Here is a 19,950-nt window from a genome sequence, read left to right as displayed (position 1 = left end):
TAGAACCTTAAAAAAGCAGTGCGCATCCAAATTTCTGGGTACGCACTGCTTTTTGTTTAAAGGTTTATCCGTCTAGCAGCCTGCTTGAAGGCGAGGTCATCAGAGCGTTTTCCGATAACGATTATTTCTGCAACGATTGGACCTTCATCCGTTGGCATAAAAATAATTCTTAAGCCTAGTCGTTTCATTTTAATTTCCCTCAGCATAATGAGGTTACCAGCTAACGGCTTGCCGGCATTATACGGATCATTTTTAATTTTTTCTAGTCCCTTGTCTACTTGGACTTTCTGAGAACCGTCAAGTTTCTTATAGTCAGAAACTGCTTCTTTTAGCCAGGCTAGGCCACTATTGGTCATGACCATTCATCCTCGATTTCTGATAAATCAGTATTCACGGCATCACCACGAACTTCAGAATCTGAGAGTCGTTCTCCATTGTCGTTTAATAAGCGTTGCAATGCGATGATTTGGTAGGCCTGTTCATTTACTAGGTCTGTTAAGTTTGAATTTTCTTCTTCAAGAATTTCTTTTCGTTCAACGTAGCTAGTTGATACTAGGTTTGCAACTGGCTCATTCCGGTTGAGGATGTAGATGGGCGTATTGGTGGCATGTTGAACGTTATCAATTGCCTGTGTTGGAGACTTTTTTAATTCAGACACACTCATGAGAATGGCGTCTGCGTGTACTTTAGTTGCCATAAGTTACTCTCCTTTTTTGATTATCGTTATTATACCATGAAAGGTACTTCTAATAGCACTTTTAAACGTACGATAGAAGTTAATGAAGTGCGTTATTCAAACGCTAGAAATATAACGTCGCATTTAAATTGATAGTATAGAACTTTGCCAGAATATACATGAATTTACTGTACTCAATATAAAATGTTAAATGGTCATTCTGGTGTTGGATATACACTTATACGACAATAAGAATAAATATTTAAGGGCAATAGAACGTGATACGGAACCTGTGACCGATGAGCAAGGTCGCTGGACTGGTGATTTTAGAATAGGACGGACAACCAGGTCTTATTACAAGGGATCGAAAAATCCATTCTTTAAAATTTCTGAATAAATGACGTGTTTTATAAAGGCCAAATTGGATTGCTAAAATAGCAAATTTTATTGGATTTGTATGTGACGTGACTTTCTTATTCTAAATAATTGGACTGCACTTCAAGGTGACTGCCTTTTTTAAGGATTTTTATTATAAAACAATACTATTAAAGTATAATCTAAATCATCTGTTTTAATATTGGAGGAATTAGAGAGATGGCAGAAGAGAATACGGTGACGGGTTTAACGCCTACAGAAACGGACAAAAACACAGCATTATATATGTATGGTATTTTTGATCGAAAAGAGAATTTGGAAAAGAATATATCTGACGCCAATGCGGAAGTTGCAGAGTATGGCGCTCAAATCAAAAATGGTGAGGCGATTCTTAAGCAATATACATACGGTAAAACATTGTTATTGCAAAACAGTAAGGTAGTTGCAGCAATCGCATACATTATGTTTATTACTGTTGCTACAAGCGTCGAATATGTTGGTTTAATTTTGGGAATTGTGGTAGCTGGCGCTATTGTATGGGGTTACACAAAGTTTAAAACTCGGGGAGTAAAGGAGTATGTGGCCAATGCTCGTGAACAGTCTCAACTTTGGCAGAATCAATCAAATCGATACCAAAGTCTATTGAACGAATTCTTGCATGATGAGGAAGTCGCTAGCGCACTAGCCATTTGGCCTCACGATATGCAAACTTCTTTTGACGCTGCAAATGTATTTGACCTAATTCGTGTTGGGCGAGCTGATTCTTTGAAAGAAGGGTTTAACATTTGGAGTACGGTTTCACATCAGCAACGAATGGAACAACTTCAAGGTCAATCAGTCAATTTGTTGAACAACATGAATGGCAACATGAAGCAAATGGCACAACAACAACAAGTGGTTATCCGAAAGATCGACGAACAAATTGTATCTGCACGAGCTAACACAAAGAGTTTGATTGCTGCACAAGCGGCATCAACTGCAGCAATTGTTTCTTCAATCGGCGCTGCCTCGGTTAATAATGAAAACGCTATTGCTTCAGCCGCACGTTCTCTTCGTCGATAAGTGAATCATAGGGTTGTTCATGTTTTTAATAAATGAGTACTTCTAAAGTAACGATTTGAAAATTGAATCAGACTTCAAACATTCCAGCAATGTCAAATCTCGTGTATGACATTGCTGGTTTTATTTCCCCGTTTTTAAACCTGAAAAACATTATTTTGTAAACAATTCGATAAAAAATGATTGTAAATGATATTTTTTTCATATATTTTTAGATGCAGATTAACCAACTGCTTATAAGTGACTGGTGAGTTACATGAATCAATCACATCTTTCTTATGAGTGTTTAATGCTCGTATAACCAGCATTCTAACGCCTGTCCTGTTGGATAGGCGTTGTTTGTTATGTGAGTCCATTCGAATATAGAAGTATAAATTTTCTGATTAATTGTATTGATTTATCCAGTAAAAAAGACCTCTTTAGTATGCAATTTGAGTTGAATTTTATTTAATCTTGTGTAGAAAAAACACTGAGCCTAGTTTAAACTTAAAAAGTTGGTTTAAGTTATTCTTAAGCTGATAAGAGAAAAGAGAATCTATGTTACATAGGAGAGAGAAATGAAGAAAGCTATTTTTTCAGGGATGATCGCCATTAGTAGCTTGGCTATGTTTGCTGGACAGACTAATGTGTCAGCGAATGCTAAGTATAAGCCAGTGCCTAAGGTGAGCGTAACGTATCGTATGGTTGATTCGCGGACCGGAGCAGTTCTACGTACGCAAAAAGTCACATACAACAAAAATGCTAAGGCGGTTAAGAGCTACTCGGCAATTTATGGGTACAATACACCGCGTACAACAAATTTCAAAGTGGCGTATTCACAAACTAAAACGATCGGTTACACACCTAAACAATTTACGGTTACGAACCGTTTTTATAACACAGTGACGCATATGTATTTGGCAAATAAGACGGTGAGAGCTTATTACAACCAAAACTTTAATGATGCGCCAACTGTTGCTGGATACATCCGTCCGGCCGCGCAACGTTTTGTTGTAAAGGGAAATGTAACTCGAACTTTTAATGTGTTAGCAAATAAGGGAACCTTGCAGAACCCGGTAACGGTTGGTACAGCGACAACATTGGATAATAATTCAGTCGGTTTTTCTAATGATCAATATACTTGGGGTGTTCTTAAGTTGATAAATCCGGGTTATCGCGCAACTAGCACACGGACGATGAATGATTATTTGGCGAACAACCAGCAATCCAACTATAACAAGTGGCGCAATACGTACCTTTTCGGAGCGCAACAACTAACGCTTCCAGCCGGAAATGCTTGGTTATCGGTACCAGTAGACAAGATAGATACTGATCAAGTAATTGCCGTTCGTCTGTCTACTAAGGATGGTGCAAACATTATGAGTCCGCTATCCGTACAATCTGATCGGTTGATGTATTTAAACGGGTATAACCAGGCCACATTAACAACGAAGTTATACGGTAATGATGATAATGCTGCTTGGACGAGTGGGGGATTTACACCGTATTTTGACTATTATATTAATAATAAAGCGGGTAACGCCTTGTACTTCCGAGTGCCTAACACGATAATGACACAAGATTTACGTGTAGGGTTCCAATTGCGTACTGGACAGTGGGTTTACTACCGTCCAAGTGCAACATCGGTATATTAAGCTAGAACAATTTTTAGACTAATTAATACATCTTCTGATATCTGAATTTCAGTAGATGTACCAAAATAAGTCAATAAAGTGAGGGAAATTTGTCTAAAGACAGTAATGAGTAAACTAATCGTTTCTCCATTTAAGCTTTCACTGATAAAATAATAGTAGAAACAAGATTGGAGGAACGAATGTCATGACATCATCACTATATATGTTGTTCAATCAAACGACAGGGACTCCGGAATTAGGGGCCTACTTCGTGACTGAACTAGACGCCAAAAAGTATATGTATGCTCACGGCATGCAAGGTTACACGGTTGTGAAGCCAGCACGATTGACTTTTGACAAGCCAACTCGTAAGCGTGCATAAAATCAGAATGATAGGGGACTTAGGCAACTAGGTCCTCTTTTATTTTGCCTGCATGATGTTGAATTTCGTCTACCAGCTACCTTGGATGATAATCAAAAAAATCATGAGTGGATCTCGGCTGCTGGCATGGTGGTTGGGGTGTGACGGAGCGATTTGCCCAGGTAAATCTTTGGCGGAGTCACACCCCAACCACCATGCCTCGTGCGGTAGCACGACAAACAACATAGAACTGAATTCCCGCCGTTTGTGTTAATCAGGCTACTCGCGTTATAATTGTAAGGATAATAAGTAACTGTTGAGAAGTTGGAAACGAGAGTGGTATGTTAACAGTCATCAAACAGCACGAAGATGAAAATGTGATTGTTTACGATTACTACATCGAAGGGCGACAAGATGTTTACGAAGATACCGGCCATATTGTCATTGAGTCGATGGGTGGTTCTGCGACTTGGCGCGCCGTAAACGATGATACAGAACAGTATCTAAAGCAAGCCATCACCGCGTTGATCATGAAACGCAACGAAAACGGTGGTGTGTACCCAGATAACTTAAAGGTTGTGCAGGGTTAACAAAATTGAATAAGAGAGTCAGCAAGAGACATAAAACCGCTGGCATGGTAAACAGATGATGTTTATTATGCCAGTGGTTTTTTTATTAGCTATTTTCGAGTATGATTATTAATAATAATTACTAAAAATAACAATAAAGTTTTTGACGGGGAGAATAATGGGGAAGATAAAATTACCAAACATGCGGTTTTACACCTTTAATGGCGTGCATGCGGAAGAAAAACAGTTGGGGCAACAGTTGAGCGTGGATGTGGTTGTGCATTATCCCATTGAGCGCCTGGTACACGGGGATGACTTGGCAACCACGATTTCTTATAGTGCGGTGTATCGCACTGTCGAACGCGTTGTGACAACGAATCAATTTGATTTAATCGAGTCCGTCGCATTGTTAGTCATGCGCACCTTGCAAACTGAATTTCCGCAAGCCACGCAGGTCGATGTTGCGGTTACCAAGCACGCCTTACCGGTGCCGGGTATCTATGACCCGTTTACCGTTTCCGTATCGACGGCGGAGGAATAACACATGACTACGGCATATCTGAGTATCGGTAGTAATCTTGGCGACCGCCAGCAGCACTTACAAACTGCAGTGACCCTGTTAAAGGCCCATCCCGCGGTTAACCAGGTGGTGGTATCGGGCCTGTATCAAACTGAACCGGTTGGACCAGTACAACAGGATGATTTTTTGAATATTGCGGTGCGGTTGGAGACGACTTTGACTGCGCCGGCGTTGTTAGCTCTCCTGCATGAAATTGAACAGGCTGGTAATCGGGAACGTCAAATTCATTGGGGTCCTCGGACAATTGATTTAGATATTTTATGGTTTGGCGAGTCAGTAATTAACACTACCACGTTACAGGTGCCACATCCGGAAATGGCTAATCGGTTATTTGTCTTGGCCCCCTTGCGTGAAGTGGCAACACCAGAACGGGTAGCGACCGTAACCGACTTAATTGCAGCGACAACGGATACGAAACAAGTCATGAGAATAGGGGAGTTTGAAGACCATGCAAACGAGTGAAGAAGATGTGCGTCGGCTACTTACGGCGATTGGAGATGATCCGACCCGCCCAGGTTTGATAGAAACGCCCGCCCGAGTCGTGAAAGCCAACGCTGAAATTTTTGCGCATACCGGTGAAACCACGTTTACTGACTACAAATTATTTGAGGTAGCTACAGATACTGATATGGTGGTGGTGGCCGACATCCCGTTTTATAGCATGTGTGAGCACCATTTGCTGCCATTCTTTGGGACGGTCACGGTTGCCTACCAACCAAAACAGCAGGTAATCGGGTTGAGCAAAATTCCGCGCCTCGTTGATTGGGCAGCCCGTCGACCAAGCGTCCAAGAAGGTCTAACAACATTGATTGCAGATGAGCTATCGCGCATTGTGTCAGCTGAAGGCGTCGCGGTACACATTTCGGCCCGGCATATGTGCATGGAGATGCGTGGCATTAACCGGCCTGGTACAACCACGACGACTCAAGTCACGCGCGGAATTTTCAAGACGGATGCCATGCTGCGCCAAGAATTTCAACAACAGGTGCACTAAATGCGGACCTATGAAGAAGTACTTAACTTGATGGACAGCGGTTGGCGCGTTGATGATGCGGGCCGTTTGAATTTTTTGCGCCAGGTGAATAAATGGTTGGGTCAGCCAGACCGGCAACTTCGGATTGTCCATGTGGTTGGAACGAATGGCAAGGGATCGGTTGTTGAGATGACAGCTCGCATACTAGAAGCGGCTGAGTATCAAGTTGGCACGTTTACATCACCCGCCTTGTTTGATGCGCGTGAACAGGTACAACTAAATCATCACAACATGTCAAAATCAGCAGTGGTCCATTGGTACGAACACATTCGCACGGTCTTAATGGCCCATGGTGAGGAACCAGCCACATTATCAGCTTTTGAATATTGGACGTTTATGGCCTTGCTTTATTTTGCTGATGCCCACGTTGATGTTGCAATTATTGAGGCGGGCTTGGGCGGTAAACAAGATGCCACCCATGTGATTAGTCGGCCGGCCGTGGTTGCGGTTACGCCAATTAGTTTGGACCACATGCAATGGTTAGGCGACACGCTTGAAGCGATTGCGACTAATAAAGCGGCGGTTATTCAACCAGACAGTCGTGTGGTGAGCGCGCAACAGGAACCGCGCGTTGCGGCTATTTTGCAACACGCTACGCAGCAAGCCCAAGCAACCTGGCAGGCAATTGATGTACCGGTCGAAATCTTAGTAGATACGCCAGCGCAACTACGACTTCAAATTGCGGGGGTGCCTTATGAACTCGGTTTACGCGGACAAATGCAGGCTGAAAACGTTCGGCTAGTTTGGCAAATTTTAGCCCAACTCGACTTGCCAACGACACCTGAAAAGCGGCAATTTGGCTTATCACAAGCGACGTTATTTGGTCGGTTAACGGTGACTGGACAGGTGATTTATGACGGCGCGCATAACCCAGCGGGTGCTCAGCAGTTAGCTAATGAATTGGATCGCTGGGGGTTACGGGGACACGTTATTTTGATTCTGGGGATGCTCGCCGATAAAGATACCACGGCAATTCAAGCAGCGTTAACACCGTTAGCGCGCCAAGTAATTGGGGTGACGGCGGATAATCAACGGGCAATGTTGGCGGCTGACTTCGCCCAACAGACTGCTACGTTGGGTGAGGCAATGACACAGGCAAAACAACGAGCGACAGCGACGGATTGGATTGTTGTTGCCGGTTCGTTCTATACGATTAAAGGGGTAATCACACATGGCGATTTGGCAAGTGAACACGACGCGTTTATCTGATGATGCAGGGCTAATTATTGGCATTTTAAATACCAGCCCGGAATCGTTTTACGACGGTGACCAGGTAGCCACAGCGACCGCCTCAGTTGCGCGAGCGTTGCAATTATACGCGGATGGGGCCGACATCGTTGAAGTGGGTGGTCAGACAACGCGACCTGGCTTCCAAGTGCAGGGACTTGAATTGACGCCTGAACTGGAGATTGAACGCACGATACCCATTATTACAGCGATTAAGCAGGCGCAACCGCAGGCATTAGTGGCGATTGATACGTATAAGTTTGAGGTGATGGTCGCAGCGGTGAACGCTGGTGTTGATGTGATTAATGACGTGAATGGTTTTACGGATGATCCACGCAAATTGGCGTTCTTGACGACAACGACGGTCGGGTTGCTGACGATGTGGAATCCCCGCCAAGCGCATGTCCCTGACGTGCGGTCCGGTCTCCGCGACTGGGCAATGGCTAATTTGAACACATTAATGGCAGCCGGTATTGCTGCGGATCGAATTTTACTTGATCCGGGGCTTGGTTACGCCAAAGATAGTGCACTAGCGCATGATTTGGCGATTATGAAGCACGTCGACGTTCTGAAAGATCTAGGACGGCCAATCTTGGTTGCAGTCTCGAATAAAGGATGGGCCAAGCAATTGCTCGGTTTAGATAAACAGCATCGCACAACGGTATCACTTGTGGCAGCGCAAGCGATGATGGGCCGTGGTGCCCGCGTTTTGCGAGTGCATGATGTCAAACAAACTCGTGATATGTTACAGGTGCTGGCAGCCATTGATCACATTTAAGCCCCATTTTAGGTACCATTAGCCTTGCTTTAAGGAACTACCACTATAGTTAATCATGTTGACAGGGGGAACACCTAATCAACACAAACCAAAAGTGACAACTCATAACTCTCTCTAAATAATGATCGCCTGTCGCCCAGCAGGCTGGATCCGAAAGACCCGTTAGCTAAACAGCTAACGGGCTTTTTGTTATAGGAAAATGAAAATATTCACGTTGTTGTCATTTAGTTTTCATTAAGGGAGAATTGCTATATTAGTTGAATTGAAAATTCTGAATTAAAGGAGCGACTGTTGTGAAAAAATCAAATAAGCAGGACAAACGACAGGCGGAAAACCTTTTACCGTGGTTAATTCCCATTGCATTGATTATTGTTTGGCAGGTAGCGGTCGATGCCAAGTGGATTGACGCAACCTATGTGCCGAGCCCATTAGCGGTCTTGGAACAAGGGGTGACGTTATGGCAAGCCGGCACGCTACAACAAAATATGGGGATTTCGTTATACCGGGCCACGATGGGATTGCTAATCGGCGGTGCGGTTGGCTTTGTGCTGGGTGTTGCGAATGGTCTATCCCGCATCAGCCACGCATTGTTCAACTCGACTATCCAAATGGTGCGTAACATTCCGCACTTGGCATTGATTCCGTTAATCATCATTTGGTTTGGAATTGGCGAACCAGCCAAAGTCACACTGGTTGCCATCGGCGTCATGTTCCCGATTTATATCAATACCTTGCATGGTATTCAATCAATCGACCCGAAGTTAATTGAAATGGGGCAATCGTATCGATTAACGAAATGGCAGATGTTTACGAAAGTGATTTTCCCTGGCGCAATGCCAACTATCTTGATGGGCTTACGGTATGCGCTTGGGGTGATGTGGACGACGTTGATTGTTTCTGAAACGATCTCGGCCAGTTCCGGTATTGGTTACATGGAAACGAATGCCCAACAATTTTTGGACATGCCAACCATCTTTTTAGCCATCATTATCTATGCCATTTTAGGAAAAGTATCGGATTGGATCGCGGCATTATTGGAATCAATTTTGTTAGACTGGCAAGCTAGTAAAGGAGGCCGTTAATGGCAACGGATGATTTAATACAACTCACGGATGTGACGAAAAGCTATCAGCAACACACGGTGTTACATGACGTCAATTTAACAATTAAAACGGGTGAGTTTGTGGCATTTGTTGGTGAATCGGGTGGTGGTAAATCAACGCTGCTCCGATTAATAGCGGGTCTTGAACCAGCCACGACGGGTCAGCTAATGATGGATGGCCGAACAATTAACGGGTTGAATACAGTTGCTCGGGTAATGTTTCAAGATGATCGTCTCTTACCTTGGATGACGGTCCTTGAAAACTTGTCCTTTAAGTCACGCGATATGAATGAAAAAGTGCGTGCCCAAGAGTTGCTTGACCTTGTCCAACTCCACGATTTTGCGAATTATTATCCTAATCAATTATCAGGTGGGCAAAAGCAACGGGTTGCATTGGCACGAGCTTTAATGGCGTCGCCTAAATTGCTGTTGCTAGATGAGCCGTTGGGGGCACTGGATGCCTTAACGCGTTCACGCATGCAAGAGCTGATTGCGGACATTGTGGATCAAGAAAATCTCACCACGATTTTAATTACCCACGACGTTCGTGAAGCCGCAAAAATGGCGGATCGGATTGTGGCCATTAAACATGGCACAACTGGGTTAACCGTCCCTGGTCATCGTCATCAAACTGATGAAATGGCCATGATAGCGGTGGCAAATGAGGTCCAAGAATTTATTCTGTCAGATTAAGGTGAGGCATGAACATGAAAAAACGATGGCAAAAAGTAATTTTAGTCGTGCTCCTGTTTTTCTGGGCAGGTGGGACTTACTACGGCTACCAACAGACAACCGGTTCACGTGATAAGTTGCAAAAGGTGACGATTGGTTACCAAAAAGGTGATCCAGTTGACGTGTCACGGTCGCGGGGCGTGCTTGTTAAGAAGATGAAGGAACTTGGTTATCGAGTGGTCTTTAAAGAATTTGCAGATGGCGCATCTGAAATGCAAGCGCTGGCAGCGGGAAGCATTAACTACGCGCGGACGGGTGATACGCCACCAGTGACAGCCGCGGCATCCGGTACGGATATTGCCTACATTGCAGCCGGTGCGAGTCGATCATCTGGGTCAGGCATACTGGTACAAAAGGATTCGGACATTGATTCAGTGAAGGCGTTGCAAGGTAAAAAGGTGGCGTACACACAAAGTACATCTTCACAATTTTTGTTGCTGCAAGCCCTGTCGAAGGCGGGGATGTCAGCTTCAGATATTGAGTGGGTTAACATGAAACAGGCCGACGCGGCGATTGCCTTCTCTAAGGGTGACGTTGACGCGTGGGTCACATGGGATCCGTACACGGCACAAGGTCAAGTGACGCAACAAGCCAAATTGTTAACGAACGGAGATGGTTTATCGCAGAATCGTGATTTCATCTTATCAACGCAACAGTATGCAAAAAAGCACGAAGCGGTTAACGAATACCTCGTGAAATACTTGTCTGAAGATATGACGTGGGCAAATGAGCATCCCAAGGCGTTGACGAAATTGCTCACGAAGGCATTGGGCATGAAGCAAACGATTGTCGCTAAAATGGTTGATCGGCGCGATTGGACATTAACGCCGATGACCAAGGCAATTGCAAAGGAAGAACAGACGATTGCCGATGTTTTCTATGAAAATGATTTAATCAAGCAACGTATTAACGTCAGTGATGATGTGATTTACGTGTCAGAATAACGAAGGGAGCATGAGATGACAGTTTTAACGAGGGACTTGCAGGCACAATTGACGGCGCATGCCGATGATGTGATGTTAGTCTCGTTGACGGATGAACGCCAATATACCGGCCAGCAGGTGACTGCGCTGGTCGAACAAATGAAACAGACGTTGGTCGCGCAAGCAATCGGTGCGGGGGATGTCGTCCTTATCGCCTTGGCCAATCATTGGCTGTACCCGATTTTGGAACAAGCCTTATGGGAAATCGGCGCAATTGCGCATCCAGTAGCACCGACTTCGGGGGTGCGTGAAATTCTCGATGAGTTTGCAGATTATCACTATACAGCCGGCATCTTTGCGGAGAGTTTTCGACCAGCCCTTGCCACGCAACCGGACTTTTTGGATCAGACGTTCGCAATTCATGAGCAACCGGTCTATTTTTATCGCTATCAGCAGGGTGAATCGTTTCAGGATGATATGACGCTAAGTGATGACAGTCCGGCCGTTATTCTAAACACCTCAGGGTCTACTGGCAAGCCAAAGCGGGTTGGGTTAACGCACGCGCAACTTGCGAACTCTGCGCACCACATTGCTGCCTCACAGCGTTTAACAAATCAGGATGCCACAATGGTGGTGATGCCGATGTTCCACGTCAATGCGCAAGTGATTGCGATGCTGAGCACGCGTTTGTCGGGTGGCAAGCTGGTCGTTGCTGAAAAATTTTCGGCTTCCAAATTTTGGGAAGCTGTGGCGGATCATCAAGTCACGTGGGTCTCAATTGTGCCAACTATAGTGCAGATGTTGCAGCAAAATGAACGCGCTCGGACGGCCTTCGCGCGTCGCCAAGCGGACGTGCAGTTAAAATATGTTCGTTCGGCATCCTTTTCACTACCGGCAGAACAATTGGCTGCGTTTCAAGACCAATACGGTATTCCAGTCATTGAGGGTTACGGGATGACTGAGGCAGCTTCGCTAATTGCGTTAAATCCATTTGACGCCCCGAAGCCTGGTAAAGTTGGCTTACCAGTGGCAACTGAGATTGCCTTATTGGTGGAGAATCAGGTGACCAATGTACCAAATCAAACTGGTGAAATCCTATTGCGCGGGGACCATGTCATTACAGATTATGTTGATCCAAAGCCAAGTGCATTTCATGATGGTTGGTTACGGACGGGTGATTTAGGTCGTTTTGACGATGATGGGTACTTGAAAATTGTTGGTCGCATCAAAGATATCATTAGTCGTGGTGGCGAAAAAGTTGCGCCAGCTGCGATTGAGGCAGTCCTGCGACAACTCGACTTTGTGGCTGACGTGGTAGTAGTTGGGACGCCGGATGCATTGTATGGTGAAGCGGTGACGGCGGTGGTGATTCCAACGGCAACTGACCTGACTGAAGCTGAGATGACAACTAAACTGTTGGAACATGCCAGCACGCAGTTGTCACAACCGGCGCGACCAACGCAGGTGTTCTTTGTCGCGGATTATCCACGTAACCCAACTGGCAAGGTGGTTCGGCCACAACTAGCCGCGACGATAGGAAAGTAGGCGCATGGCAGAAAAAAAGAAACGACCTTATCTATATGAGGTGGATATCTTACGATTGATTTTTATAACGGGTGTGTTGTTAAATCACACTACTAGTATGATGGGTGGCCATATGGGAGTTGGGTCTTGGGAAAATCATTTCCTGGACGCGACGCACTTATCGCTACACTTTACCCGGATGGGCTTTATGTTCATTACTGGCTTAGTGTTATTCCTACAGCATTATCATAAGGAACTACATGTCTGGTCATTCTGGAAAAAACGTTATTTAGGCGTTGGCATTCCCTTTGTGAGTTGGACCGCTATTCTGTTAGCCGGTGACTTAATCGGCACAGGCAATTTTTCATGGGCGGCATTCTGGCCTAAGTTTGGCTATCTGGTCACGCACGGAACGGATTACTATATGTATTACATCATCGTGACGATGCAACTGTACCTGATTTTCCCAGCTTTGGTTTGGCTATTTAAGCATTTCAAGCATAGCCACGGTCAAATTTTATTGGTGTCATTTTTATTCCAAATCATCATGTTAGTGTTTATCAAGTATGGGTTGCCACACCTTGATACGTCGGGGTTGCCATTTTTGTTTAAAAACTATGGCTTTAGTTTGCTGGTCTACCAGTTCTACTTTGTCTTGGGGGCGTTTGCGTCAATTCATTACGATGCCTTCAAGCAATTTATTACGACCCATCATCGCTTCATTGGGTGGAGTACGGTGGTGTTGGCCGTGGGAACGATTGGTGAGTATTACTACAATTTGAATGTACTGGGGTTGAGCTTGAAAAAAACGTTGGAAATTCACCAACCGTATATTTTCATCTATGACCTGTTTATTATTGGCTTTATCATTTGGATCGGACTGCAATACGCCAAGTATCGTGATAATGGTTTGCCGCAATGGTTTGTAAGTTTCGTCTCAACCGGGGCTAAAGTTGGCTTTGGGATGTACTTGGGGCAAACAGTGGCGCTTGAAATTGTCGATTTGGGCGTGACGGCGCTTAGTTTGCCAACGGTTTGGAATTTTGTAACGTTACCACTGGTGTTTATCATTGTGGTGGCGGTCGATTATGGCATGTCACTATGCTTCTTCAAAATCCCACCATTTGGTTTTTTGGTCGGACGGCCCCAGTGGCATGTGTCACGTTTGTGGTCAGCAAAATAAATAGCAATACAAGAAGGCTGGACATGTAGATGTCTGGCCTTTTTGATAATTGCCACGAATGATCAAGTCTGACGGAATTCGGTGTACACCAAAAGTAAGTGCGTGATACAATGTACCCGCAGAGGGAAAGCGCTTACATTTAGGAGGTCGTTATGACAGGGGAGTTAAAATCAGCAGGGTACAACCGCTGGTTAGTTATTTTGGGGACTGCATTAGTGCAATTAGGTGTGGGAACGTTCTATGCTTGGTCAATATTCAATACGCCAATTTTGAAAATGTTTGGGGAACTAGCGCTGGATAAGCAGGGACATGTCGCAGCGGTGCAGCCGCATCTGGGATCGGTATCATTGATATTTTCAATCGGGTCATTAACACTTGCATTATCAACAATTGTTGTTGGACGTTTAGTTAAGCGCTTTGGTGTTCGACGAATCACGGTGGTTGCTGGGCTGGTATTTGGTTTATCAGCGTTTATTGTGGCACAACTACATTCGCCCTCACAATTGTGGCTGTATTATATTTTTGCGGGTGTGACACTTGGCGCAGCTGACGGGATTGCTTACATGGCAACGCTGTCAAACGCAATTAAGTGGTTTCCTGAAAAAACAGGGTTTATCTCAGGAATTTCGATCGCCTTTTATGGGCTGGGGTCGTTTGTCTTTAAATACATCGATGCCGCCTTCTTAGGCAATGATATCGTTCATAATTTGCCACGTGCGCTTATGGGGTGGGGTGCGTTGGTTACCATTTTGATTTTAGTGGGGTCGTTGTTCCTTCGAGATGCACCAGAAGCGCAGGTCACTAAAGTTTCCAAGCAACATCAATATACGACGGCGGAAATGTTACGTACACCGCAAGCGTATATGCTATTTATCGCCTTGTTTACCATTTGTTTGAGTGTTTACCTAACAGGAATCGCGACCAATCTTGGTACGAACCTCGCTGGGCTATCAATTGAACGAGCAGCGACGGTTGTGGCCCTAATTGCGATTTCAAATACTGTGGGTCGCTTCGTAATCGGGACATTGTCGGATCGTTTTGGCCGTAAGCCGATGCTGATGCTCACATACAGCGCAACGTTAATCGCCGTTTTGGTGTTGACCTTTAGCAGTCATATTGCTGTACCAATGTTCTATGCCATGATGATGATGGTCGGTTTCTTCTTTGGTGGGACGATTACAGTTTTTCCGTCGTTAGTTGGTGACTACTTTGGTCTGCAAAATCACAGCCAAAATTATGCGATGATTTATCAGGGGTTTGGGTTTGGTAGTTTAGCTGGGGCAATTGTTTTGTCACTGGCTGGTGGCAATCTTGCCGTCGTCTTTTACACCTATATTGTGCTATTGATTGTGTCATTAATCATTTGGTTAACAATCAAAACACCTAAATATGTGGAATCAAAGTAATGAGTTGATTAGAGCTACTTGAAAATCATGTGAAGCGCGAGGATAACTCGCGCTTTTTTTGATCAACCGGTCTATGAATCATGGGCTAAATACCTTGGCTGAGCAATTACCTTGACACGCACAGTAATCCGGTGTAAATTACTGTGTGTCGCAAAGTAATGGAGAAAACAACATGGCAGAAATATCAAAAGATTTAATTCGCGGGCACACAGATACGATTGTGCTTAACATTTTGGCCCAGGGGGATTCATACGGTTACCGTATCGTTCAAGATATCAAGACGATGTCGGGTGGCCAGTATGAAATTAACGAAGCCACACTGTATACCGTGTTCCGGCGTCTAAAAAAGGCCGAGTACGTGACACCATACTACGGCAATGAAACGCAAGGCGGTCGGCGCAAGTACTACGCTATTACCGAGGCTGGTAAACAAGCGTTGGCCGAAGCGCAGGCTGCATGGGACGTGGCGAAAGTTGTCATCGATCAACTCATGACCGGAAAGGTAAATTAAATGATGAATGAAATTATTGAACAAGCATTGGCGCCGGTATTTGCAGGCGTTAAGCGAACTGATGAAGTAAATGATTTTTATGATGAAGTGCGTGCTGATTTAGCCGAAGCCGCTCAAGATAAAATGGCAACCAATGCGATGTTGTCACAAGAAGCGGCAGTGAAAGCGGCGTTGACTGAAATGGGCGATTTACATGAAGCCGTTAAGATGATGGCGGATGATGAAACGCTAACGCCGGCGCCACAGATTGAACCTATTACAGGTAAGCCGGGCAATGTGGAACTGACGGTTGAAGCAGCCGGCCTTCGCAAAGTGAAAATTGACGGGCATTATACAGATGTGCGATTGACGATGAGCGAAACAGCTGAGTTTACGGTTAAGACCATGCAACGTGGTTATTTCAACGGCGAAGTGGCGTTTAAGACAACTGACGGGCAACTAAAAATCACGATGCCGGAACCAAAGAAGTGGTCATTTGTGGTGCCGTTTGCTCACCCACATCAAACGATTGAACTCGGGGTCCCAGCAGAATTTGCTGGTGAGTTGATGGTTGAAACCAAGGCGGGCAATGTGTGGATTGAAAACTTAGTGACCCCAGCATTGACGTTGGTATTGGAAGCTAAGACCGGCAATGTCCGAATCGCTGACGCGGAGATGCACTTAACCCGGGTGAAGATGAAGGCGGGGAACTTGCACATGGATAATGTGACGACTGAGTTTGAGACTGATGTGAAGAGTGGTAACACGAAGGTAGTCGATGCAAAGGGCTTCGGCCAACTGGCTGGTCAAAGCGGTAATTTGACGGTTGATTGGGATGAGTTGCAGGGGGATGTCCACTTGCGCCTGCGTTCCGGCAATATCAAGAATGTTTTGCCACAAACGGCGTCATTTAAGTTCGATGCTCAGAGTGAATCCGGCGTGGTAAAGGTCAAACGCGACGGTGAATTCGATGTGAAAACCATGTCCTACGTGAAGGGCGAAACGGATGACCGGGCTGAGTATTTGGTAAAGGCCCAAGTGAAGTCTGGTAATGTCAAAATGATGTAAATAAAACGGTGCAATCAGGATGGTTGCGCCGCTTTTTATCACCGCTCATCAGACAAAAGCCCATAATTGCCAGACAAAACAGTGATTAATTGCAAGATGCTTAAATAATTCGCAAATGGTGGTGATGCTAGGCGCTTTCGTGCATGATAGTTCAGTCTCACAAAACGGGTGAGACTAATTTTTTGATGTGGGGGCGTACTGATGACAACAACTATTGTCATTAATAAGCAGGGTTATGCAGTGAAAGACCTGCATGTATTCGGGGAGACGGTGACGATTTCACCGGAACGAACAGTTATGATTGTGGCCTGCCAAGTCAATGGGATGACAACGGCTGCCGTGGTGTACCAAGCAGACGGTACCTTCATGGGTATTGCACAATCAAGCAATACGTTGATGCAACAGTTAGAAACGGAGTCATGTTATTTTCGCCGACGCCAAGTCCAAACGATGCAACGTTTGTTACCGAAAACGTTGGATCCTGATGCGAAATCATTACCGTGGGTGAAAGGGCAGGATGCTTTTATGCCGATTACCTGTTATACCGATGGACCAACAACGTGGGTGAATACGGCCTTTTTGACAGCAATCGAAACGCAGGGGTTTCAAACGCGATTAGTCATGGATGGGGCACCAGATATCGTGACCAGCAAGGGACGGAACAAATTTATTAAGCAGCTGACGGCCATTAAAATCATGAGTTTGTGGATGTGCCAAGATCTGTATGGTCGCGGGTCGCAGTTAGAACGGGCGATTTTGCCAATGATTAGTTGGCCAGATAATGTCCCGATTAATGTGGACCAGGCTGCTTTACAGGCCTCACGTGATTTAACGTGTCTAACTACCCTTGGCGAACGCCTAAAATTACCTGTCGATGAAGAGACCACTTTAGCGGACCTACAACGACGGGCGCGTCTAAATATTTCTCAACGTGATATGAAAACGTTTTAACGGTAAAAATTATTGTTTTAGGATAAAATCGGAGGTAAGCATACAGAGAGTGGGTAGAAAAGATGTACGTGATTAAATGTTCAGATAGTTACTTAATGGGCGCAGCTGTTAACCATACATGGCAAACGGCCACCAGTGCTGATTTGGCAAAGCGATTTGAAGCAAAGTCAGATGCTGAAGCCTTTTTAGCAAAGTACGAGTTAGCCGAAGTTGGTAAGATTGTAAAACTGTAGTGATTAGTTAATGCGTCGACGCGAAACCGTCGGCGCATTATTTGTCTCATTTGGATTAAATGCTATACTTTGAATTATCACAATCTGAAAAGGGGATGTTCTTCAATGGCAAATGAAGAGAAATTGAATATCAATGACATTGCAGAACGGGCAGGGGTCAGTATTGCCACAGTGTCACGATATCTCCATGGCCGGCTTGAGAAAATGTCGGATAAAACGGCGAATCGCATTAAGCAAATCATCGAAGAAACCGGCTACGTGCCTAACGCCTCAGCGGTCCAATTGATGACGCAACGCAGTGGTCTGATTGCCATCGTGGCTGCGGATGTGGATGATTATTTTTCAACGGAATTCTTCAAAGGGGCCTCATCGATTCTTGAAGCGGAATCGTATACCGGGGTGCTCTTTGACACAAATTCATCAGTTAAGCGGGAAGCATCATTGCTTGATCGCATCAGCCAACAAAATTTTGATGGTGTGATTATGCAACCAATCTCGGCTGATAATGAAGTGCTACAAAAGCACATTAAAAAGAATTTACCGGTCGTTTTGGTTGACCGTGAGACAACGGGTGGCGACTATGACATGGTCGTGACGGATAATGAGCAAGCTGCAAAACGGGCGGCGCAACACTATCGTGACCAAGGCTTTGCGAACGTTGTTGTGATTTCTGAACCAATTGCCAATGTGTCAACGCGTACGGCGCGTTGGCGTGGGGTGCAGGCAGTTTATCCAGATGCCCAAATGATTGAAATTGCGCATGCAGGGATCATTGGTGCGGAACAGGTGCAAGCGATTATTAGTCAATTGCCAACGGATGCCCCAACCGTCGTGTTCTTCTTTAAGGAACGGTTGATGTTGGAAATCTTACCGCACATGATTCGTGAAAATGTATTGACAGCGCAATTACAAGTGACTGGTTTTTCAGACACGAAGCTCGCACGTGACCTTAATCCAAACGTGAAGTTGATCCAGCAAAACCCTTTTCTGATGGGGGCTTCGGCGGCTGAGTTGCTCTTACGTCGGTTGGATAAAAAGGCGGCCAAAACACAAACTGAAAAAATCGTCATTGCGGCGACTTATGAATAGACTGTTTACAACACCCAACTTGGGTGTTATTCTTTTCACGTAAGGTTAAGCGCTTACCTAACTTGTGAGTAAGCAAGATTAGTTAGCGACTTAATTTTAACGGGCCATTGTGCCCATATATTTTTGGATATTGGTTAAGCGCTTAACCTAAAATGACAACGGATATTTTAGAGATTAGGTGAGCAATGGTGCGGTTTGACGAAATGGTGCCACTGTTCTTAGGGGAATGACATGGCAAAGCTATTTTTGAATACATGGATTTTTGAGGATGCGGTGAAGCAGGGACGTACGCAAGCCGAATTAGTTGCCCAAGTTAAGGATTTAGGTGCTGATGGGATTGAAGTTCGACGCGAATATTTCCACGACTTAACAACGGAACTGGCCGCGGTGCGCGAAGCAGCCACGGCAGCGAATTTGGCAGTCGCATTAAGCATCCCTGATGAATTGTTCGTCAACGGGGTAGTTAATGAAAAGTTACCGCAGTACATTGCGGAGCTACAAACACTAGGCGCGGTTAAAGCGAAGTTCAATTTGGGTGATTACGCCAACTTTACTGGCGACCTGGCAATGGCCTTTAAGGACTGGCCAGCTGATATCACCATCAACATTGAGAATGATCAAACGGCATTAAGTGGTCATCTGGAACCAATCCACGCCTTCTTGCAAGACGCAAAGTCAGCAGGTGTCGAAATTGGGTACGTTTATGACTTGGGCAACTGGGCGTTTACGAAGGGGGATGCCGTAAAGAGTGCTGAGCTATTGGCACCTTACACTGATTACGTGCACTTTAAGAATGCAGCTGACACGGACAATGGTTTGATTGTAACGACTGATTTGGCTGAAGGCTTGTTCGATTGGGAAGCCATTTACAAGTTATTCGACAATACTGTTGATGTTGCCTTGGAATTCCCAATGGCAACTAACGAACAAATTGCCGCACAAGTGACGATGTTACGTCACGCGATGGAGGCCCGTTAA

23 protein-coding genes are annotated in these 19,950 nt (G+C 45.0%); 21 read left to right on the top strand and 2 right to left on the bottom strand.

What is annotated here, in order from left to right; genetic code table 11:
• Positions 1–56: 56 nt before the first annotated feature.
• On the bottom strand, positions 57–356 hold the full coding sequence (locus ESE_RS0102825; RefSeq protein ID WP_010370921.1) for a type II toxin-antitoxin system RelE family toxin: 300 nt from the start codon (positions 354–356) through the stop codon (positions 57–59).
• Positions 353–697 carry a hypothetical protein gene (locus ESE_RS0102820; protein WP_010370918.1) on the bottom strand — a complete coding sequence of 115 codons (345 nt, stop codon included), beginning with the start codon at positions 695–697 and terminating at the stop codon, positions 353–355. The genes ESE_RS0102825 and ESE_RS0102820 overlap by 4 nt, the downstream gene beginning before the upstream one ends.
• 573 nt (positions 698–1,270) lie before the next feature.
• Between ESE_RS0102820 and ESE_RS0102815 the strand changes: the two genes are divergently transcribed.
• From ESE_RS0102815 to ESE_RS0102715, 21 genes are all read left to right on the top strand, one after another.
• Complete coding sequence (locus ESE_RS0102815) at positions 1,271–2,113, top strand: hypothetical protein (RefSeq protein ID WP_010370915.1); 843 nt, start codon at positions 1,271–1,273, stop codon at positions 2,111–2,113.
• 554 nt (positions 2,114–2,667) lie between these two features.
• Positions 2,668–3,744 carry a hypothetical protein gene (locus tag ESE_RS0102810; RefSeq protein WP_010370911.1) on the top strand — a complete coding sequence of 359 codons (1,077 nt, stop codon included), beginning with the start codon at positions 2,668–2,670 and terminating at the stop codon, positions 3,742–3,744.
• A gap of 184 nt (positions 3,745–3,928) precedes the next feature.
• On the top strand, positions 3,929–4,105 hold the full coding sequence (locus tag ESE_RS12245; RefSeq protein WP_010370908.1) for a hypothetical protein: 177 nt from the start codon (positions 3,929–3,931) through the stop codon (positions 4,103–4,105).
• Positions 4,106–4,425: 320 nt separating this feature from the next.
• On the top strand, positions 4,426–4,674 hold the full coding sequence (locus ESE_RS0102800) for a hypothetical protein (protein WP_010370905.1): 249 nt from the start codon (positions 4,426–4,428) through the stop codon (positions 4,672–4,674).
• A gap of 157 nt (positions 4,675–4,831) precedes the next feature.
• Positions 4,832–5,194 carry a dihydroneopterin aldolase gene (folB, locus tag ESE_RS0102795; protein ID WP_010370902.1) on the top strand — a complete coding sequence of 121 codons (363 nt, stop codon included), beginning with the start codon at positions 4,832–4,834 and terminating at the stop codon, positions 5,192–5,194.
• A gap of 3 nt (positions 5,195–5,197) precedes the next feature.
• Positions 5,198–5,695: a 2-amino-4-hydroxy-6-hydroxymethyldihydropteridine diphosphokinase gene (folK, locus tag ESE_RS0102790; RefSeq protein ID WP_010370898.1), complete on the top strand. Its 498-nt coding sequence runs from the start codon at positions 5,198–5,200 to the stop codon at positions 5,693–5,695.
• Complete coding sequence (folE, locus tag ESE_RS0102785) at positions 5,682–6,227, top strand: GTP cyclohydrolase I FolE (RefSeq protein WP_010370896.1); 546 nt, start codon at positions 5,682–5,684, stop codon at positions 6,225–6,227. The genes folK and folE overlap by 14 nt, the downstream gene beginning before the upstream one ends.
• On the top strand, positions 6,228–7,475 hold the full coding sequence (locus ESE_RS11350) for a bifunctional folylpolyglutamate synthase/dihydrofolate synthase (RefSeq protein WP_010370893.1): 1,248 nt from the start codon (positions 6,228–6,230) through the stop codon (positions 7,473–7,475).
• Positions 7,438–8,271 carry a dihydropteroate synthase gene (gene folP, locus ESE_RS0102775; RefSeq protein WP_010370889.1) on the top strand — a complete coding sequence of 278 codons (834 nt, stop codon included), beginning with the start codon at positions 7,438–7,440 and terminating at the stop codon, positions 8,269–8,271. The genes ESE_RS11350 and folP overlap by 38 nt, the downstream gene beginning before the upstream one ends.
• A 293-nt stretch (positions 8,272–8,564) precedes the next feature.
• On the top strand, positions 8,565–9,353 hold the full coding sequence (locus ESE_RS0102770) for an ABC transporter permease subunit (protein WP_010370886.1): 789 nt from the start codon (positions 8,565–8,567) through the stop codon (positions 9,351–9,353).
• A complete protein-coding gene (locus tag ESE_RS0102765) occupies positions 9,353–10,066 on the top strand; it encodes an ABC transporter ATP-binding protein (protein ID WP_010370883.1) in 714 nt (237 codons plus the stop codon). Before ESE_RS0102770 ends, ESE_RS0102765 begins: the two co-directional genes overlap by 1 nt.
• 14 nt (positions 10,067–10,080) lie before the next feature.
• Positions 10,081–11,049 carry an aliphatic sulfonate ABC transporter substrate-binding protein gene (locus tag ESE_RS0102760; RefSeq protein ID WP_010370881.1) on the top strand — a complete coding sequence of 323 codons (969 nt, stop codon included), beginning with the start codon at positions 10,081–10,083 and terminating at the stop codon, positions 11,047–11,049.
• A gap of 15 nt (positions 11,050–11,064) precedes the next feature.
• The gene (locus ESE_RS0102755; RefSeq protein WP_010370879.1) at positions 11,065–12,573 is read left to right on the top strand and encodes an AMP-binding protein; all 1,509 of its coding nucleotides are present in this window, start codon (positions 11,065–11,067) and stop codon (positions 12,571–12,573) included.
• Between the two features lie 4 nt (positions 12,574–12,577).
• Entirely contained in the window at positions 12,578–13,735 is a 1,158-nt protein-coding gene (locus tag ESE_RS0102750; protein ID WP_010370876.1) for an acyltransferase family protein, read from the top strand.
• A gap of 152 nt (positions 13,736–13,887) precedes the next feature.
• Positions 13,888–15,141, top strand: coding sequence for an OFA family MFS transporter (locus ESE_RS0102745; RefSeq protein ID WP_010370871.1), 1,254 nt, complete (start codon positions 13,888–13,890; stop codon positions 15,139–15,141).
• A gap of 172 nt (positions 15,142–15,313) precedes the next feature.
• A complete protein-coding gene (locus ESE_RS0102740; protein ID WP_010370870.1) occupies positions 15,314–15,652 on the top strand; it encodes a PadR family transcriptional regulator in 339 nt (112 codons plus the stop codon).
• The gene (locus ESE_RS0102735; protein ID WP_010370867.1) at positions 15,653–16,699 is read left to right on the top strand and encodes a DUF4097 family beta strand repeat-containing protein; all 1,047 of its coding nucleotides are present in this window, start codon (positions 15,653–15,655) and stop codon (positions 16,697–16,699) included. It abuts the gene before it with no gap.
• Positions 16,700–16,900: 201 nt separating this feature from the next.
• Positions 16,901–17,650, top strand: a complete 750-nt coding sequence (locus ESE_RS0102730; protein WP_010370865.1) for a hypothetical protein — start codon at positions 16,901–16,903, stop codon at positions 17,648–17,650.
• 62 nt (positions 17,651–17,712) lie between these two features.
• Positions 17,713–17,883: a hypothetical protein gene (locus tag ESE_RS12240; RefSeq protein ID WP_010370863.1), complete on the top strand. Its 171-nt coding sequence runs from the start codon at positions 17,713–17,715 to the stop codon at positions 17,881–17,883.
• A 105-nt stretch (positions 17,884–17,988) separates the two neighbouring features.
• Positions 17,989–18,972 carry a LacI family DNA-binding transcriptional regulator gene (locus ESE_RS0102720; RefSeq protein ID WP_010370861.1) on the top strand — a complete coding sequence of 328 codons (984 nt, stop codon included), beginning with the start codon at positions 17,989–17,991 and terminating at the stop codon, positions 18,970–18,972.
• Between the two features lie 231 nt (positions 18,973–19,203).
• Positions 19,204–19,950 (top strand): sugar phosphate isomerase/epimerase family protein, encoded by a 747-nt coding sequence (locus ESE_RS0102715; RefSeq protein WP_010370859.1) that lies wholly within the window; start codon positions 19,204–19,206, stop codon positions 19,948–19,950.

Source organism: Weissella cibaria KACC 11862 (genome assembly GCF_000193635.1).
GTDB lineage: Bacteria > Bacillota > Bacilli > Lactobacillales > Lactobacillaceae > Weissella > Weissella cibaria.
The sequence above is the reverse complement of the archived record's forward strand: the minus strand, read 5'-3'. Positions and strand labels throughout refer to the sequence as shown.

Excerpts from the sequence above, each read along its gene's own strand:
- ESE_RS12240 (WP_010370863.1), top strand. The coding sequence starts at position 17,713 with ATGTACGTGATTAAATGTTCAGATAGTTACTTAATGGGCGCAGCTGTT.
- ESE_RS11350 (WP_010370893.1), top strand. The coding sequence starts at position 6,228 with ATGCGGACCTATGAAGAAGTACTTAACTTGATGGACAGCGGTTGGCGC.
- ESE_RS0102715 (WP_010370859.1), top strand. The coding sequence starts at position 19,204 with ATGGCAAAGCTATTTTTGAATACATGGATTTTTGAGGATGCGGTGAAG.
- ESE_RS0102815 (WP_010370915.1), top strand. The coding sequence starts at position 1,271 with ATGGCAGAAGAGAATACGGTGACGGGTTTAACGCCTACAGAAACGGAC.
- ESE_RS0102745 (WP_010370871.1), top strand. The coding sequence starts at position 13,888 with ATGACAGGGGAGTTAAAATCAGCAGGGTACAACCGCTGGTTAGTTATT.
- ESE_RS0102720 (WP_010370861.1), top strand. The coding sequence starts at position 17,989 with ATGGCAAATGAAGAGAAATTGAATATCAATGACATTGCAGAACGGGCA.
- ESE_RS0102820 (WP_010370918.1), bottom strand. The coding sequence starts at position 697 with ATGGCAACTAAAGTACACGCAGACGCCATTCTCATGAGTGTGTCTGAA.
- ESE_RS0102750 (WP_010370876.1), top strand. The coding sequence starts at position 12,578 with ATGGCAGAAAAAAAGAAACGACCTTATCTATATGAGGTGGATATCTTA.
- ESE_RS0102740 (WP_010370870.1), top strand. The coding sequence starts at position 15,314 with ATGGCAGAAATATCAAAAGATTTAATTCGCGGGCACACAGATACGATT.
- folB (WP_010370902.1), top strand. The coding sequence starts at position 4,832 with ATGGGGAAGATAAAATTACCAAACATGCGGTTTTACACCTTTAATGGC.
- ESE_RS0102800 (WP_010370905.1), top strand. The coding sequence starts at position 4,426 with ATGTTAACAGTCATCAAACAGCACGAAGATGAAAATGTGATTGTTTAC.
- ESE_RS0102755 (WP_010370879.1), top strand. The coding sequence starts at position 11,065 with ATGACAGTTTTAACGAGGGACTTGCAGGCACAATTGACGGCGCATGCC.
- ESE_RS0102760 (WP_010370881.1), top strand. The coding sequence starts at position 10,081 with ATGAAAAAACGATGGCAAAAAGTAATTTTAGTCGTGCTCCTGTTTTTC.
- ESE_RS0102765 (WP_010370883.1), top strand. The coding sequence starts at position 9,353 with ATGGCAACGGATGATTTAATACAACTCACGGATGTGACGAAAAGCTAT.
- folK (WP_010370898.1), top strand. The coding sequence starts at position 5,198 with ATGACTACGGCATATCTGAGTATCGGTAGTAATCTTGGCGACCGCCAG.
- ESE_RS0102825 (WP_010370921.1), bottom strand. The coding sequence starts at position 356 with ATGACCAATAGTGGCCTAGCCTGGCTAAAAGAAGCAGTTTCTGACTAT.
- folP (WP_010370889.1), top strand. The coding sequence starts at position 7,438 with ATGGCGATTTGGCAAGTGAACACGACGCGTTTATCTGATGATGCAGGG.
- ESE_RS0102735 (WP_010370867.1), top strand. The coding sequence starts at position 15,653 with ATGATGAATGAAATTATTGAACAAGCATTGGCGCCGGTATTTGCAGGC.
- folE (WP_010370896.1), top strand. The coding sequence starts at position 5,682 with ATGCAAACGAGTGAAGAAGATGTGCGTCGGCTACTTACGGCGATTGGA.
- ESE_RS0102810 (WP_010370911.1), top strand. The coding sequence starts at position 2,668 with ATGAAGAAAGCTATTTTTTCAGGGATGATCGCCATTAGTAGCTTGGCT.
- ESE_RS12245 (WP_010370908.1), top strand. The coding sequence starts at position 3,929 with ATGACATCATCACTATATATGTTGTTCAATCAAACGACAGGGACTCCG.
- ESE_RS0102730 (WP_010370865.1), top strand. The coding sequence starts at position 16,901 with ATGACAACAACTATTGTCATTAATAAGCAGGGTTATGCAGTGAAAGAC.